This is a genomic window from Azospirillum sp. P4_B5, from assembly GCF_056402275.1.
In genome coordinates this window covers 207,219-223,324 of the sequence record NZ_JBFUHT010000004.1, presented here as the reverse complement: position 1 = coordinate 223,324, position 16,106 = coordinate 207,219, and the positions used below count along the sequence as shown (strand labels likewise).

Here is a 16,106-nt window from a genome sequence, read left to right as displayed (position 1 = left end):
ACGGTTCCACGATTCCGTCCGCCTGAGCAAAGAGAGTCCCATGCCGTCCTTCGACATCGTGTCCAAGACCGACATCCACGAAATCGACAACGCGCTGAACGGCATGCGCCGCGAGATCGAGACCCGTTTCGACTTCAAGGGCTCGCGCTGCACCGTGGAGCGCACCGAGAACGACATCACCCTGCTGGCCGACGACGGCCCCAAACTGGAGCAGATGCAGGAGCTGCTGCGGGTCTATGTCACCCGGCGGAAGCTGGACGCCGGCGCCCTGGACTATTCCAAGCCGCCGGAGCGGGCGGCGGGCGATGCGCTGCGCCAGGTCGTCACCGTCAAGCAGGGGATCGCCCAGGATCTCGGCAGGACCATCGTCAAGGCGATCAAGGACGCGAAGATGAAGGTCCAGGTCTCCATCCAGGGCGACGAACTGCGCGTCACCGGCAAGAAGCGTGACGACCTCCAGGATGCCATCGCCCTGGTGCGCGGGCTGAAGATCGAACAGCCCCTGCAGTATCTGAACTTCCGGGACTGACCGACGGCAAGGGCACCGCCTGGACGGTTTTTGCCGGACGGGCGGTCATTCTTGCCGTGTAGGGCAGAAATTTTTGCCGGGTGTGCGGGCGCCGAGGGCGCTGCGCCGTCCGGTTCTCCGCCCCTTCCGGTGATGGCCCGCCCCTTGCTTGCCCTGATCCGGTAGCCGAACGCCGCAGGGTCCACACGCCATGTCGATACCGGCCAACGCCGACGCTTCCCAGTTGATGCGCATCCGGGCCGAAGAGCTTCTGGAGCGCAAAGGCACGGGTGCGCCCCGGCAGGCGGGGGAACTCGCCGGCCAGTTCGCCGCCATGTTGGAACAGCTGAACGGCGTCGGCGGCGAGGATGGCGGCGCCGGCCTGATGGCGTCCTCCGCGGCGGGTCCGGTGACGGGAAGTTCCGCGATCGCCCACCGGCTGGGCGTCGGCGCCGTCAGCGTCTTCGCGCAGAGCGGAGCGGACGAGGCATCGGGCGGCCAGACCGCCGAGGGTCACACGCCCGACATGCGGGCGCCCAACGCCGAGGAAGCCATGCAGGTGGTGCAGAGCGCGCTTCAGGCCGAGAGCGCGCCGAACTTCCGCTGGCTGACCACGCTGCTGACCCAGGGCGTCCCCGACCGCATGAAGGCAGGCTCCGCCCAGTGATGGGACGGTCGGGCCTCAGCGGACGTCCAACTGACGTTCCAGCGTGACCACCGTCTTGCCGTCCCGGGCCAGCGTCACGATGCCCTTGTAGGGTCCCTTGGGCCATCCCGACGCCGGGCGCTTCAGCCCCTGATAGGCGAACCAGACGGCCTTGTCCCCGGTGATGCCCTTGCTGTTGTCGAACAGGGTGCGGCCATCGCCGTCGAGGATGCGGATTCGCTGGGTGTCGCCGTCGCGGACGCCCATGATGTCCGACCACAGCACCAGCAGGGGCGCGTCCGGAGTCAGCACCTCCCCGGCAAATTCGCCGTGGCGGGCCGGCTCGGCCTCCGGAACGCGGCGGGTGGCGAAGCCGGCGCTGAGGCCGGCGGTCGGGCGGTAGGCCAGCGCCTTGGCCGTGGCGGCGTTCCACAGCGGAGTCATGGGCTGGCCGCAGGCGGTGAAGGGCTGCTGGCCGACGAAGGGGTCGACGACGGCGCCGTTGTGGCGCACGCCGAAATGCAGATGGGGGAACTCGGTCAGTCCCGACAGCCCGACCTCGCCCAGCCGCTGCCCGGCCTCCACCCGCTGACCGGGGGTGACCGCGACGCTGCCGCGCTTCATGTGAAGGTAGGCGGTCTGCCAGCCGTCGCCATGCTCGATGATGACGGCGTTGCCGCCCCCGACCTTCATCACCGTGTCGCGGCCGATGACGTTGACGTTCACGTCCTCCATGCCGTCGCGCACCCGCAGGACGGTGCCCGCGGCGGCGGCCAGCACGGCGACGCCCTTGTCCATCGCCGTGTAGTCAGGCAGGCGGAAGTCCGTTCCGTCATGGCCGTCGTAGCTCAGCCGGCCGCAGGCATGGTCGCGCCAGCCGGGGCCAGTGTCCTCATCGACGTAGTTCTGGATAAAGCAAGTTTCCCCAATCCGGCACGCAACCGGCAACCCGAAGGCCGGTGCCTCCGCCGCTGCGGGGCCGGCGAAGCCCAGCGCGCCCGCGACGAGGCTTGCGGACAGGAGGGTGGCGATGGCGGCGCGGATCATGCGGGCTTCCCAAGGAAAAGAGGCGGGTCTGCGAGGGCAGGGTGAGGCAAGCCCCGTTCCGATGCAACCGCAAGGAAGCCATACGCCGCCCAGCCACGGCTCTCCAGCCGGAGCCCATCTGCCGGTTCCCTGCACTGCGAGCACTTCGGACGCCAGGACAGCGGGCTTGATCGGCTTGCAGACTATCCTGAACAGGGGCGGGCTGTTTTACGCCCCGTTTATGAGCGGGGGCCGCCATGCATCCATGTCAAGGCACCCGCCACGCGCGGCCGCACGGCGTTGACTTGGCGTGCCGTCCGCGTAAACTGATGATGCCTTCTCAGAGAGGGTGCCGGCCGCCCATCAACGGGGACCGGCGGATTGGGTCATATCGCTTTCAAGAGGATGTGACATGAGCACCGCATTGGCACTGACCACGCCGTTTTCCGGCGAGTCGCTGTCCCGCTACATTGAGCAGGTCCACCGCTTCCCTGTTCTGGGCGCGGAGGAGGAGTATGTGTTGGCCACCGCATGGCGCCAGCATGGCGACATGGAGGCGGCCCGCAAGCTGGTGACCAGCCACTTGCGTCTGGTCATCAAGATCGCCACCGGCTTCCGTGGCTACGGTCTGCCGATGACCGATCTGGTCGGCGAGGGCAACATCGGTCTGATGACCGCCGTCCGCAAGTTCGAGCCGGACCGCGGCTTCCGCCTGTCCACCTACGCGATGTGGTGGATCAAGGCATCCATCCAGGAATACATCCTGCGCTCCTGGAGCCTCGTGAAGCTGGGCACCACCGGCGCCCAGAAGAAGCTCTTCTTCGGGCTGTCCCGCCTGAAGCGCAAGCTGGGCGAATTCGGCAACGGCGACCTGAAGCCGGAAAGCGTGTCCCGGATCGCCCGGGAACTCGACGTGCCGGAGAGTGACGTGGTGGCGGTGAACCGCCGCTTCGTTCAGCCGGTCGCCTCGCTCAACGCTCCGCTCTCCGCCGGGGAGGGGACGGCGGAGATGCAGGACTTCCTGCCCGACGAGCGCCCGAACGCCGAGGACAGCCTGCTGGAGCGCGACGAGGCGATGCATCGCAGCGCCATGCTGCGCGATGCTATGACGGTGCTGAAGGAGCGCGAACGCGACATCCTGACCGCCCGCCGCCTCAGCCCGTCGCCCAAGACGCTGGAGGATCTGGCCGCCGTTTACGGCGTCAGCCGCGAACGCATCCGGCAGATCGAGGAACGCGCCTTTCAGAAGCTGTCCCAGCGGGTGCGGGAACTCGCCGCAGCGGCGTAAAGGGAGGCTTGTTGCCTCCCTCTCCTTTGCAGTGTATATCGAAAGGCGTAGATCCTGGAGGGTTGGCTTCCGTTGCCGACGCCGTTCCTTCGGATGAGACGGGACGGTGTTCTCCTGCCCATGGTTGTGGTAAGGGGGGCGGTGGATGCAACAGATGTTGTGATTTCGCCGCAATTTGTTGGAAAATGCTCCGCAAGCCGTCATAATGACAACTCGGTTTCTGTGCACCCCTGGGTATCGGGTCTCGTGTCGAGCCTCGGGGGCGCCTTGGTGAGCGGGTACGGTTTTGGTCAACGTGTCTCCGGCAGAGCATCAGGGGCCTGACAGCCCGTCCGCACCGGCAATGCCGACGACATCGGCGTTTCTGGCGTCGCTGGCCGAAAGCCTGATGCACCAAGCGTCCTTCGCGTTGGTCTACGCCGACGCCGGGCGGCGCTGCCTGTTCGCCAATCCGGCCTTCGCCGCCGTTTTGCTGACGACGCCCGAAGCCCTGGCAGGGCGGTGCCTTGCCGAACTCGACCATCCGCTGGCGCGCGCCGTCGTGCAGGCGCTGGACCGCTCCGGACAGACCGGGGAGGCCGCTCCGGTGGATTGCGAGGTCGAGCACGCGGACGGCGGGCGCGGCGTGCTGACCGGCTGCGTCCTGCCGCACCGCACCGGCGATGGAGGAAATGGCTTTCTCGGGCTGTTCCAGGATGTGACCGACCCGGCCCGCATCGCCGATTTCGTCCTGCGCCGCGACCCCTTCGTGACCACCCTGCTCGACGCGGCGGTGGATGGCGTGGTGGTGGCGGACCGCAACGGCATCATCCGCACGGTCAACCGGTCCTGCCGCGACCTGTTCGGCTACGACGAGGAGGAACTGATCGGGCGGAACGTCTCCGTCCTGATGCCGCCGCCCTTCTCCCGCGATCACGACAAGTACATCGGCAGCTACCTGGAGACGGAGCGCGCCAAGATCATCGGCATCGGGCGCGACGCGCTGGGGCGGCGCAAGGATGGCGCGGTGTTCCCGATCCATCTCAGCGTCGGTCAAGCCCGCTTGGCGCGTGATGTCGTGTTCGTCGGCATCATCCGCGACATTTCCGAGCGGCTGGCGGCGGAACAGAAAGCGACCTATCTCGCCCGGCACGACCCGCTGACCGGCGTTCTGACCCGCACCGCCTTCTTGGAAGAGTGCGAGGCGGTGCTCGCTGCGCCATTTCCCGGTCAGGAGAACGGCCTGTTCGCGCTCTACGCGCTCGATGTGGACCAGTTCAGCGACATCAACGAGGCGTTCGGCTTCCATGTCGGCGACGCCGCGCTGAAGGCGATGGTCAGCCGGGTGACCGAGGTGCTGCCGCAGCAGACCTACGTCTGCCGCATCGCCGCCGACGAGTTCGCCGCCCTGTCCCGCGTGGAGAGCGCGGAGCAGGCGGAAACCCTGGCCGATCTGCTGCACGACCGGCTGACCGCCTCCATCTACGCCGACCGCCATTGGGTGCGGCTGCGCCTGTCCATCGGCGCCGCGGTGCAGGACGCCGACATCCGCACTCTGGAGGAGCTGAACGCCAAGGCCAAGCTGGCGCTTCAGGCCGCCCAGCACAACGGCGGCAACACCGTCTGCTTCTACACCCCGGAAATGGCCGCGGCGGCGACCCGGCGCATGTTCCTGACCATGCATCTCGCCCACGCCATCGAGCGGAACGAGCTGCACATGGCCTATCAACCCATCGTGGAGGCCCGCTCCGGCCGGATCGTGGGGGCGGAGGCGCTGCTGCGCTGGAACCAGCACACGCTGGGCCCGGTCTCCCCCGGCGAATTCATCCCGGTCGCCGAGGAAAGCGGCCTGATCGTTCCGATCACCGATTGGGTGCTGAACGCCGTCGTCGAGCAGATGGCGGTGTGGGAGCCGACGGGGACCCTGCCCAACCAGATCTTCATCAACATTTCCGGCCCGCAATTCCTGCGCGGCAATCTCAGCGCCCGTCTTGAGGAACTGCTGGGCCGCCACCCGGAACTGCGGGGGCGGTTGGGGTTGGAGATCACCGAGCAGGCGGCGGTGCGCGATCTGAAGGCCGCCGTGCAGACCCTGACGGAGCTGGAGGCCATCGACGTTCAGGTGGCCATCGACGATTTCGGGTCGGGCTACTCGTCGCTCAGCTATGTGCAGCAGCTTCCGGTGTCGAAGCTGAAGATCGACCGCGCCTTCATGGCGGACATCCCGGACAATCTGAAGAACGGGGCGCTGGTCCGCGCCGCGGTCGGCATGGCGCACGGCCTCGGCCTCGTCACGGTGGCCGAAGGGGTTGAGACCGAGGAGCAGCGCGACTTCCTGGTGTCGGTCGGCTGCGACCTGCTCCAGGGCTACCTGTTCGGCCGCCCCGTCGGCCCCGACGCCTTCGCGGCGATGATCCGCGCCCAGCAGCCCGCGATGGCCTGACCGTCCTGGGGGGTGGCCGGAAGGGGCTCATCCCTCCAGACGTTCCGGTTCCTTCCCGGCCAAGGTGGGCGCCTCGATGGCGCGGGCGGGCAGGCGCTCGCGGCGGGTTTCCCGGCGCTGCCAGCGGCGGAAGGAGCGTTTCGACCACCAGGATTCGATGGTCTGCCAGAACCGTTCCGGCCCCTGGAACAGCGGCACGCGGGGCTTGTCGATCGCCGAGGGCTCCAGAGCGAGTCCGACCGAGGTGATTTGCCCGTCCTGCATGTCGCGGACGATCAGCTCCACGCCGCCCATCCGCATCCGGTCGCCCAGCTCGCAACTGCCGCCGAACTCGTTGCGCAGCAGGTCGCGCAGGGACCGCTGGGCGTTGGCCAGCGACAGGGGCAGGCCGTACATCTCGGCGATCTGCTCCACCGTGGCGTCGGGATTCAGCGCCAGATCGCCATAAAAGGCGCGGTCGTCCTGGTCCAGCGGGCGGCTCTCGGCGAACAGCTTGTCGATCAGCGGCAACTGGCTGGGCGGGGTGAACAGATAGACCATGTCCCCGGCCTGGAGCGTCCGCGCCTTATGCAGCGGCACCACGCGCCCGTCGCGGATGACCAGGGAGGGGCGGGCGAAGCGCGGCGTGCGCTGGCCGCGGGCGGCGGGGCTCTTGGGATGGACGGTGTAGGCGACCATCTCCTGGTCGGCCTCGCCGGGCAGTTCCAGCTCGAACCGTTCGACCGGTCCGCGCCGCGGCGGGACGATCAGCTTCAGCCAGCGCGCCATCGGCCCGATGGTCCAGCCCTGCACCGCCAGCGACACGATCACCACCAGGAAAGCCGTGTTGAAGATCACCTGTCCGCCCGGCAGCTGGCCCAGGATCGGCACCAGCGCCAGCAGCATCGACACCGCGCCGCGCAGCCCGACCCAGGCCATGAAGGTCTTCTCGTTGGCCGAGAAGCGGAAGGGCAGCAGGCACAGCCACACCGCCAGCGGGCGCGCCAGCAAAATCAGCAGGGCGGCCAGGGCCAGGGCGGGCAGGGCGATCGCCCTGAAATCATGCGGGGTGGCGAACAGGCCGAGCATGACGAACATGACGATCTGGCTGAGCCAGGTCAGGCCCGAGTGGAACTGCCGCAGGCCCAGCGCCCCGCGCAGCTTCACGTTGCCCGCGACGAGGCCGGCGGCGTAGACGGCGAGGAAGCCGCTGCCCCCCAGCTCGTTCGTGCCGGCGAACAGGAACAGGGCGAAGGCCAGGGTGACCACCGGGTTCAGGCCGGGGTCGAGGCGGGCGTTGTTGATGAAGGCGGCCAGCCCGGCCCCGCCCAGGACGCCCAGGACCGCTCCGCCGGCGATCTGCTTGACCAGGAAGCCGACCAGTTCCAGCGGCGTGCCCCAGCCGTGCAGAGCCGCCTCCACCAGCATGGCGGTCAGCAGGATCGCCGTCGGATCGTTGCTGCCCGATTCGATCTCCAGCGTCGAGCGCACGCGGTCGCGGATGGTGATGCCGCCGACCCGCAGCAGGAAGAACACCGCCGCCGCGTCGGTGGAGCTGACCGCCGCGCCGACCAGGAAGGATTCGATCCAGGGCAGGCCCAGCAGAAAATGCGCGGCGACGCCGATGACCCCGGAGGTGATGGCGACCCCGAAGGTGGCGAGGCTGAGCGCCGGCCACGCGGCGGCGCGATAGCTCGACAGCTTGGTGTCCAGGCCGCTTTCGAAGAGGATCACGGCGAGCGCGATGGAGCCGATCAGGAACGCGCTGTCCGCATCGTTGAAGCTGATGCCTCCGACGCCGTCGATCCCGGCCACCAAGCCGACGCCGAGGAAGATCAGCAGCAGCGGCGTGCCGATCCGCAGCGCCAGATAGCTGGTCAGGATGCTGACGATCAGCAGTGACGACCCGATCAGGATGATGGTGCTCGCCGTCTCCATAGTCCTCGCGCCGGGATGGGGATGATGCCGCCTTCGCGGTACAGCCGATTTTGGCAATTCTTGGGCGCGAGTGCAACGCAGCGACCAAAATTTCCCAATGTTCCTAAAATAATACAGAAATGTCTCCCGCAACGCAGCATTGCGGCGGACTACAATCCTTCCGGGTTAATGCAACAGGCGAGGGGCATTTCATGTTTCGTATACGGCGTATTCCGGCACTGCCCCTCGCAGCCCTGACGCTTGTTCTGTCTTCCTCGGCGGCGATGGCGGGGTCCTTGCCCGGCTTGGACCGGCCGGCGGCGGGCGGCGGTGCCACGCCGATCCGGTTCGACAAGAAGGCCATCGACCTCAACGGTTGGGGCGCTCTGGAGGTTGGCCAGACGGAAAGCGCGTCGCGCCGGATGGTGGCGACCACGCCGGTGCGCGACCAATGGTTCTCCGACCCGGTTTTCATGAACGACGGCGCCTTCGGCGGACCGGACGCTCGGGCGACGTATTATTCGCCGCGCCTGCACGGATTCAACATCGGCCTCGGCTACACCCCCGTCCGCACGGAGCTGGGAGCGGCCGATCCGCTCGCCCGACATGTGGTGGAAGGCGTGGTGCGGCATGACGGCCGGCTGGGCAAGGCCCGACTGCGCCTCACCGCGGGGGCGGGCAAGGCCGCCGTCGCCAAGGACCGCGGCACGCCCCGCCGGTCCTGGGTGGTCGGCGGGCAGGTGACGCTGCCCGGCGTGACGGTCGGCGCCGGCTACCGCGAGCAGCTCCCCGACGACGGCGCTGCGCGGCGGACGCTCAACGCCGGCCTCTATCTGGAACAGGGCACGCCGCTGCAGGGCTGGACGGTCATGGGGCGGCTGGCCCACACCCAGGTCGGCGCCGAGGCCCCGCAGGAGGCCTGGTCCACCGGCCTGCGGTTCCGCATGTCGCCGAAGGTCAGCGTCACCGCCGATCTGGGCACCATGACCTATGGCGGGGATCCGTCGGACAGCACGATGCTGCGGGTCGGCACCCGAGTTCTGTTCTGAACGGTGCTCCGAACGGGCGCGATATCCCTCTTTCGCCCTTATCCAAGGGTGGTTTCCCGACGGAATCGCGCTGTCGTGGAAGCAAATTGCCTTCTCGTCTGTTTATAGGGGCGAGAAGCACCACAAGGAGGGTTTGGACATGTCTCGTTTGCGCCTGATCGGGACTGCCATTGCGCTGTTGACGCTCGCGGCCTGTTCGACCGGCGGCGTGGTGGGCGGCACGGCTGGCGCCGCTGGCGGCTACGCGGTGGACGGCAAGCGTGGCGCCATCATCGGTGGCCTGGGCGGCGCCGCGCTGGGCACGGCTCTGGATCGCTGACCGGACGCGACGGACACGATCCGTTGCCGAGGACGACAAGCGCGTCGCGCCGACCGGGTGCGGCGCGCTTTCGTTTTTTTAGGCGCGCCATTCCTTGCGCAGGATGGCGTACTGCATCGTGTTCTCGAAGATGGGATGTCCGCCGCCATCCGTTTCGAAGGATATGAACTCCACGAACAGCCCTTCCTTCCTCATGCCGAGCCTTTCGCACAGGCGCTGCGACGCGACGTTGGTTTCCTCGACATAGGCGTAGAGGCGGCGGGCCTGCTTCACTGTGAACAGATGATCGAAAAGGGCCCGCGCGGCTTCCGCCGCGTATCCGGCTCCGGCAAAATCCGCGTTGAAGTTCCAGCCGACGGAATAGGTGTCCGGCGGCTCGGGCACCTGGAACAGGTCGCCGATCATCCGGCCGGTGCTGCGCAGGCACACGGCGATGTGCTCGTCGCTTCGGCTGCGCGTTTCCACCTCGGCGGCGGCCGCGTCGAGGTTGTCCAGTTTGAGCGAGAAGAAGCAGCTTGCCCGGGGGTGACGCAGATAGGCGAGCAGGTCTGGCGCGTCCCCCTCCCGGAAGGGCCTCAGGATCAGGCGGTCGGTGGTGATGGGGTCCATGCGTCGTCTCGGCGGAAAGGAGCGGAACCGGAAGCCGGCAGATCACGAACCGGTCATTTTTGCCGCCCGGCACATCCACGCCATCCGAAATCCCATTTATACGGTTGATTGCCAAGCATATTCAGGGTTGCACAAAACTTGCTTGTCGGATTTCCAGCCCATCGGTCACGAGAAACCGTCATGCAAATTTCCAACTATATCAGCAACGTCTCCCGCGTCGTCGCCAAGTTCACGGCGCAGGACGAGAAGACCGAACCGGAGAAGGAGGCAAGCGGAGTCAGCGCCGCCGACGCCTTCCTCAAGGAGGCGCGGAAGACGCCGGCCCAACGCATCCGGGACCAGATTCTCGCCCGCATGAAGCTGGACGAGGAGTCCCTCGCTTCCATGCCGGCGGAGAAGCGCGCCGCGGTCGAGAAGCAGATCGCCGAGGAGCTGAAGCGCCAATTGTCCGGCGAGAAGGACCGGCGCGGCGCGGCGGTCGACCTGACCGCCTGACTTCGCTCAGACCGGTGGCGCGTAACCGAATACCCTCAACGCATCCTGAAGGTCGGGGAGGACGCGCTCGACGGCAGCCTCCCCTTCGCTGATGCAGTCGTCCGCCCGGTCGAACTCCGACAGGCCGATGTGACCCAGCCGCGGCGTGATGTGCACGTCCGGCGGTTCGCCCGCCAGACGGGACCGCGCGATGCGGTCGGTGACGATGCCCAGCGAGGACACCATGACGCCGAACAGGCTCGGCCCCTCGTAATCGCGCCGGAAGATGCGGCGGCTCAGCGCGCCGATGGGCACACGGAAGCCGGCGCGGGATTTGGACTCGCCATCCGGCTCGTGTTCCTCGTCGATCAGCTTCAGGAGATCGAACCCCGCCGCGGTCGGCACGGCGGCGCCGGGGCGCCGCGACTTGCCGATGATGTCGGCGGCCAGATTGACGGCGATCACCATCTGGGCGCCCAGGGCCCGGCAGGCCGACACCGGCACCGGGTTGACCAGGGCGCCGTCGACCGTCCAGCGCCCCTCGAAGCGCACCGGTGGAAAGACCCCGGGCAGAGAGAAGGAGGCGCGCAACGCGTCCACCAGCGGGCCGTTGCGCATCCACACCTCGTGCCCGGTGACCAGATCGGTGGCGATGGCGGCGAAGGGGTTGGGAAGCTCCTCGATCTGGATGTCGCCCAGATGGTGGCGCATCTCGGCGACCAGACGGTCCCCGCCGATCAGGCCGCCCCCCTGGCGCAGCCGCAGGTCCAGATAGCCGACGATCTTCATCCGGGTCAGACCGCGCGTCCACTCCTCCAGCGCGTCGAGCTTGCCGGCGAGATGGAGGCCACCGACCAACGCCCCCACCGAACTGCCGCAGACGATGTCCGCCTCGATCCCGTAGCGCGTCAGCGCCCGCAGGACGCCGATGTGCGCCCAGCCGCGGGCCACCCCGGCGCCCAGCGCCAGACCGATGCGCGGCCGGTGATGGTGCTGGCCGTAGCGATTGCCGGGACCCTGTCCGTTTCCGCCGTCCGCCGCCATGGCGCCTCCTTTGCACGGGGTGGAGCGCGTGCCGGTCGGTATCGTGCCATCCGCCCGGTTAAGGAAGCTTGATCGGTTCCGCCCCGGTGGACAAGGCCCGCAGGACAGGGCGCAGTGAGTCAAGGCCCGGTGGACAAGCACCGGCGCCATCGGCTAAGCCATCGCGATTGCGCTACAGGAAGACGTGCACGTGAGCAAAAAGAGCGGAGAACGGCTGCGCCTCGACGCGGCGACGGAACGGCTGGTCGGCCGCATGCTGCGGGAATGGGTGCGCCCCTACACCGGCAAGCTGATGGTGTCCTTCCTGCTGATGGCCGTGGTGGCGGCGGCGACCGGCGCCTATCCGCTGCTGATCGATCAGGCCTATTCGATGTTCTCCGAGCAGGACCGGGGCATGCTGCTGGTCATCCCGCTCCTGATCATCGTGATCACGGCGGTCAAGGCCCTGTCCATGTACGCCCAGACGGTGGTGACCACCGACATCGTGCAGCGGATCATCACCGATGTGCGCCTGTCGATGTTCGACCATTTGTTGCGGTCCGACACCGCCCAGCTCCACGCGGCCCCCACCGGCACGCTGACGTCCCGCTTCATCAGCGACGTGGACCTGATCCGCAACGCCCTGTCGCGGACCCTGACCGGGCTGGTGCGCGACATCCTGACGGTGATCGCGCTGGTCGGGTCGATGTTCTACCTCGACTGGGTCCTGTCGCTGATCGTCTTCCTGATCTACCCGATCGCCGCCATTCCCATCGTGAACATCGGCAAGCGGCTGCGCCGCGTGTCGCGCGACACCCAGGCACAGATGGGCGACATGACCGCCCTGCTGACGGAAAGCCTGGCCGGCGCCCGCATGGTCAAGACCTACTCGCTGGAGGATTACGAGCGCGCCCGCGCCGCCCGCGCCTTCGAGGACAACTTCGCCCTGACCATGAAGGCGACCCGCGCCCGTTCGCGCATCGACCCGATGATGGAGGTTCTGGGCGGCGCCGCGGTGGCCGGAGTGATCGCCTTCGCCGGCTACCGCATGGCGATGGGCGAGGGCTCGGTCGGCGCCTTTTCCGGTTTCGTCGGCGCGCTCCTGATGGCGGCGCAGCCCGTGCGCGCCATCGGCACGCTGAACGCCGTCCTTCAGGAAGGTCTGGCCGCCGCCCAGCGCATCTTCGAACTGGTGGACGAGAAGCCGACCATCACCGAGCAACCCGGCGCCAAGCCCCTGGCGGTGGAGCGCGCCGCCGTGTCCTTGCGCGACGTCCGCTTCGCCTACGAGGAGGGAACGGAGACGCTGAAGGGCATCGACCTGGAGGTTCCGGCGGGGGCGACGGTGGCCCTGGTCGGGCGCAGCGGGGCCGGCAAGTCCACCGTCTTCAACCTGATCCCGCGACTCTACGACGCGACCGGCGGGCAGGTGCTGATCGACGGGCAGGACGTGCGGGCGGTGACGCTGAAGAGCCTGCGCGGGGTCATCTCGCTGGTCAGCCAGGACACGGTCCTGTTCAACGACACGGTGCGGGCCAACATCGCCTTCGGGCGGCTGGACGCCCCGTTCGACGACATCGTGGCCGCCGCGAAGGCCGCCGCCGCGCATGACTTCGTCGCCCGGCTGCCGGAGGGCTATGACACGGTGATCGGCGACCGCGGCGTGAAGCTGTCGGGCGGCGAGCGGCAGCGCCTCGCGCTCGCCCGCGCCTTCCTGAAGGACGCGCCGATCCTGCTGCTGGACGAGGCCACGAGCGCGCTGGACAGCGAATCCGAGCGGCTGGTGCAGGGCGCGCTGGAACGGCTGACCCAGGGACGCACGACGCTGGTCATCGCGCACCGGCTGGCCACCGTGCGCAACGCCGACCGGATCGTCGTGATGGAGGGCGGGCGCATCCTGGAGCAGGGCACCCACGACGCCCTGATCGCGCAGAACGGCACCTACGCCCGCCTGTGCAAGCTCCAGTTCGGCGAGGACGGCGAGGCCGCGCTGTTGGCGCCCTGATCCGGCAAACCGGAACCGGGCTCAATCCGCCGCGGGCACCATCTCCACCACGGCGTTGCGCAACTCGTGGGCGGCGATGGGTTTGTGCAGCAGGGTGTGGCCGCCCGCGCGGGCTTCCGCCAGCCGCTCCGGGGCGGTGTCGCCGGTGATGATCGTCGCCGGAACCGGCGTCCTCAACCGTTCGCACACCGCCCTGATGGCGTCCAGTCCGGTCTTCCCATCGCGAAGGCGGTAATCGGCCAGAATCGCGCTCGGCCATTCCCCGCTCTCGACATGCTGAACCGCGTCCTCGATGGAGCCCGCCGTCAGCACCCGATAGCCCCAGCCCTCCAGCATCGTCTGCAGGCCGAGGCGGATCAGCGGTTCGTCGTCGATCACCAGGATCATCCCCCGCCCATCGCTCGGCGCCAGCCGGGCCGCCATCGGTTCGGAACGAGTCGCATGGCGGGCGATCAACGGCACATCGACGCAGAAGGCGGACCCGGCTCCCAGCCTTGAGCGCAGGTGAACCTTGTGTCCGAGCAGGCGGGCGAGGCGGCGCACCACCGCCAGCCCGAGGCCCAGCCCTCTGCTGCGGTCCCGTTCCTGGTTGCCGACCTGGAAGAATTCCTCGAAAATCTCATCGTGCTTGTTGGATGGGATGCCGATGCCGGAGTCCATCACCTCGATGCGCAGGCGGTCTCCCCTCCGCCGGCAGCCGATCAGCAGGCCGCCCCGTTCGGTGTAGCGCAACGCGTTTTCCACGAGGTTGCGCAGAATGCGCATCAACAGGGCCGGATCGCTGCGGATCGTCAGGGCGCAGGGAACCACGCGCAGCCGCAGGCCCTTGGCCGCCGCCTGGGGATGGTATTCGGCGCCAAGCTGTTCGATGATCGGGCCGATCGGAAGATCCTGCAGTTGCGGCACGATCAGACCGGCGTCCAGCTTCGACACGTCGAGCAGGCTGTCGAGAAGCATGCGCAGCCCGTCCATGGCCTGCCCCATGGAGTCGAGAAGCGGGGCCGCGGGGTGCCCATCCAGCCGCTCCGCCAGGGCGGATTGGAACAGCATCATCGCCTGGACCGGCTGCCGCAGGTCATGGCTCGCGGCGGCGAGGAACTTGGATTTCGCGACGTTGGCGCGGTCGGCCTCGGCCTTGGAGGCGCGCAGGGCGTCCTCGGCCCGTCGGCGTTCGGTGATGTTTCGGACGATGCCCGTGAAATAACGGCGCTCCCCGGCGGTCCATTCGGTGACCGCCAGTTCGATCGGGAAGATCGAACCGTCCTTGTGCCGTCCCTCGACCTCGCGCCCGATACCGATGATCTTCCTCTCACCCGTGCGCCGATAGGTCTGCAAATAGCCGTCGTGGGCGGAGTGGTAGGGCTCCGGCATGAGGATGCGGATGTTCCGGCCGACCGCCTCGCCGGCCTCATAGCCGAAGATGCGCTCCGCCGCCGGGTTGAAGCTCTGGATCGTGCCGGTCTCGTCGATGACCAGCATGGCGTCCACCGCGGTCTGGACGATGGCCCGGTGGCGGGCCTCGCTTTCCGCGAGCGCCGCCTCGCGCCGCCGGATGAGATCCGCGGCGTTGCGGATGGCGCGGCCCACCGCCTCGATCTCGGCCACGCCGCCGTCGGGCGGTGGCACGGGGTATCCGGCGCCCAGCGATTCCGCCGCTCCGGCCAGTTGGGAGACGGAGCGCGTGAGGCGCCGTCCGAGCAGAATCGCTGCCGCGATCCCGATCAGCAAAAGGACAAGGCCGCCACCGGTGAACAGGAGGAGGGCATGACGCGCCGGGGACGCCACCAGGGCCGTTGGGACGCTCGTCGCAACCACCCAGCCGAAGTTTCGGGACCGGCTGTAGGCCTGGATCGCCTCCACATCTTCCAGGTTGACGGCGCGGTGGATTCCATCCGGCACCGCCTGCATGCCGGTCCACAGCGCGGCGGGAAGCCGCTTGCCGACGAACTGCTCGCTCAAGTGCGAGCGTGCGATGACGACACCGTCCTGGTCGATCACCCCGGCCCGCCATCCCGCCGGAATGCGCTCCGGCGACACGATGGCCTGAAGCCGTTCCTGGGGAATGTTGAGGCTCAGCAGATAGCGGATCTGTCCATCGCGGATCACCGGGGCGGTTACCGCCAGAATTGGCGCCTGGCTCACGTCGCCTATGAAGAGGCCGGTGACCTGCGGCCTTCCCGTGTCGATCACCCTCTGGTCGGATTCGAGAATGGTGTTGTTCGGCAGATCGGTGCCCCAGGGAATCCGGGTGTTGACGTGCTGCCGGCCTTCCAAATCGCGGAGAACCACGTTGGTGCCCAGCCGGTCGCGCACGCCGGCGGCTTGTCGGTAGAAAGCGGCCAGATCGCCCGTCACCAAGCTTTCCGATGTGGTCAGCACCTCGGCGGCGGCGATCTGGCGGCTCACCTCGCGTTCCACGTCCTCAGCCAGCAGGCGTGTCCGGTCGAGCACGAGCTGTTCCGTTTGCTGGGCCTGCGCATCGACGTTGCGGATCAGGAGGAACACCGAGAAGAGGACCAGCGGAACCGCAACCGCCATAACAAGAAGGATGAGCCAGCCCCGCACCCGTTGCGGTCGCATGTGCCAAGTCAGGCGCCGTGTCGGACGCCGCGGTGTCTCTCGGTCGGGGATCATCGAATCGGCCGGAGTGCAAACACAACCTTGCGCCGGATCGCCGGACGACAGCGGCCGGTTCGGTTGGTGGCCCGGACCCGTCCAGACCGTGCCGGAGCGTGCGCCTGCACTCTTTGAAACGGCGGAAGGTGCATGGCTTTGGCGGGGCGGTCGATCCGGGGAATGTATCCGGTCCGAACGTACCGAGGCATTTCGCTGACCATTCCT

Annotated in this window: 13 protein-coding genes; 8 read left to right on the top strand and 5 right to left on the bottom strand. The window is 68.0% G+C overall.

Annotation, left to right across the window (positions count from 1 at the left end; translation table 11 throughout):
- Nucleotides 1-40: 40 nt before the first annotated feature.
- Nucleotides 41-529, top strand: a complete 489-nt coding sequence (locus AC1DVI_RS04710) for a YajQ family cyclic di-GMP-binding protein (RefSeq protein ID WP_476956953.1) — start codon at nucleotides 41-43, stop codon at nucleotides 527-529.
- A 190-nt stretch (nucleotides 530-719) separates the two neighbouring features.
- Nucleotides 720-1,175, top strand: coding sequence for a hypothetical protein (locus AC1DVI_RS04705; RefSeq protein ID WP_476956952.1), 456 nt, complete (start codon nucleotides 720-722; stop codon nucleotides 1,173-1,175).
- Nucleotides 1,176-1,190: 15 nt separating this feature from the next.
- Here AC1DVI_RS04705 and AC1DVI_RS04700 read toward each other — a convergent pair whose 3' ends face one another.
- The gene (locus AC1DVI_RS04700; protein ID WP_476956951.1) at nucleotides 1,191-2,201 is read right to left on the bottom strand and encodes a M23 family metallopeptidase; all 1,011 of its coding nucleotides are present in this window, start codon (nucleotides 2,199-2,201) and stop codon (nucleotides 1,191-1,193) included.
- A gap of 391 nt (nucleotides 2,202-2,592) precedes the next feature.
- Between AC1DVI_RS04700 and rpoH the strand changes: the two genes are divergently transcribed.
- Both rpoH and AC1DVI_RS04690 read left to right on the top strand, forming a co-directional pair.
- Nucleotides 2,593-3,468: an RNA polymerase sigma factor RpoH gene (rpoH, locus tag AC1DVI_RS04695; RefSeq protein WP_476956950.1), complete on the top strand. Its 876-nt coding sequence runs from the start codon at nucleotides 2,593-2,595 to the stop codon at nucleotides 3,466-3,468.
- Nucleotides 3,469-3,811: 343 nt separating this feature from the next.
- Nucleotides 3,812-5,890: a putative bifunctional diguanylate cyclase/phosphodiesterase gene (locus AC1DVI_RS04690; protein ID WP_476956949.1), complete on the top strand. Its 2,079-nt coding sequence runs from the start codon at nucleotides 3,812-3,814 to the stop codon at nucleotides 5,888-5,890.
- A gap of 27 nt (nucleotides 5,891-5,917) precedes the next feature.
- Here the strand turns inward: AC1DVI_RS04690 and AC1DVI_RS04685 are convergent, their stop codons facing one another.
- The gene (locus AC1DVI_RS04685) at nucleotides 5,918-7,807 is read right to left on the bottom strand and encodes a potassium/proton antiporter (protein ID WP_476956948.1); all 1,890 of its coding nucleotides are present in this window, start codon (nucleotides 7,805-7,807) and stop codon (nucleotides 5,918-5,920) included.
- A gap of 275 nt (nucleotides 7,808-8,082) precedes the next feature.
- Between AC1DVI_RS04685 and AC1DVI_RS04680 the strand changes: the two genes are divergently transcribed.
- Both AC1DVI_RS04680 and AC1DVI_RS04675 read left to right on the top strand, forming a co-directional pair.
- Nucleotides 8,083-8,835 carry a porin gene (locus AC1DVI_RS04680; protein ID WP_476956947.1) on the top strand — a complete coding sequence of 251 codons (753 nt, stop codon included), beginning with the start codon at nucleotides 8,083-8,085 and terminating at the stop codon, nucleotides 8,833-8,835.
- A gap of 139 nt (nucleotides 8,836-8,974) precedes the next feature.
- Nucleotides 8,975-9,154, top strand: coding sequence for a hypothetical protein (locus AC1DVI_RS04675; RefSeq protein ID WP_014198692.1), 180 nt, complete (start codon nucleotides 8,975-8,977; stop codon nucleotides 9,152-9,154).
- A gap of 78 nt (nucleotides 9,155-9,232) precedes the next feature.
- On the opposite strand, the gene AC1DVI_RS04670 is transcribed toward AC1DVI_RS04675, so the two are convergent.
- Nucleotides 9,233-9,763, bottom strand: a complete 531-nt coding sequence (locus AC1DVI_RS04670; RefSeq protein WP_476956946.1) for a GNAT family N-acetyltransferase — start codon at nucleotides 9,761-9,763, stop codon at nucleotides 9,233-9,235.
- Nucleotides 9,764-9,943: 180 nt separating this feature from the next.
- Between AC1DVI_RS04670 and AC1DVI_RS04665 the strand changes: the two genes are divergently transcribed.
- Complete coding sequence (locus AC1DVI_RS04665; protein WP_476956945.1) at nucleotides 9,944-10,258, top strand: hypothetical protein; 315 nt, start codon at nucleotides 9,944-9,946, stop codon at nucleotides 10,256-10,258.
- A 6-nt stretch (nucleotides 10,259-10,264) separates the two neighbouring features.
- Here the strand turns inward: AC1DVI_RS04665 and AC1DVI_RS04660 are convergent, their stop codons facing one another.
- Nucleotides 10,265-11,281, bottom strand: a complete 1,017-nt coding sequence (locus AC1DVI_RS04660; RefSeq protein ID WP_476956944.1) for a patatin-like phospholipase family protein — start codon at nucleotides 11,279-11,281, stop codon at nucleotides 10,265-10,267.
- 190 nt (nucleotides 11,282-11,471) lie between these two features.
- Between AC1DVI_RS04660 and AC1DVI_RS04655 the strand changes: the two genes are divergently transcribed.
- Nucleotides 11,472-13,265, top strand: a complete 1,794-nt coding sequence (locus AC1DVI_RS04655) for an ABC transporter ATP-binding protein (protein WP_149164932.1) — start codon at nucleotides 11,472-11,474, stop codon at nucleotides 13,263-13,265.
- Between the two features lie 21 nt (nucleotides 13,266-13,286).
- Here AC1DVI_RS04655 and AC1DVI_RS04650 read toward each other — a convergent pair whose 3' ends face one another.
- Nucleotides 13,287-15,803 carry a hybrid sensor histidine kinase/response regulator gene (locus tag AC1DVI_RS04650; RefSeq protein WP_476956943.1) on the bottom strand — a complete coding sequence of 839 codons (2,517 nt, stop codon included), beginning with the start codon at nucleotides 15,801-15,803 and terminating at the stop codon, nucleotides 13,287-13,289.
- Nucleotides 15,804-16,106 lie beyond the last annotated feature (303 nt).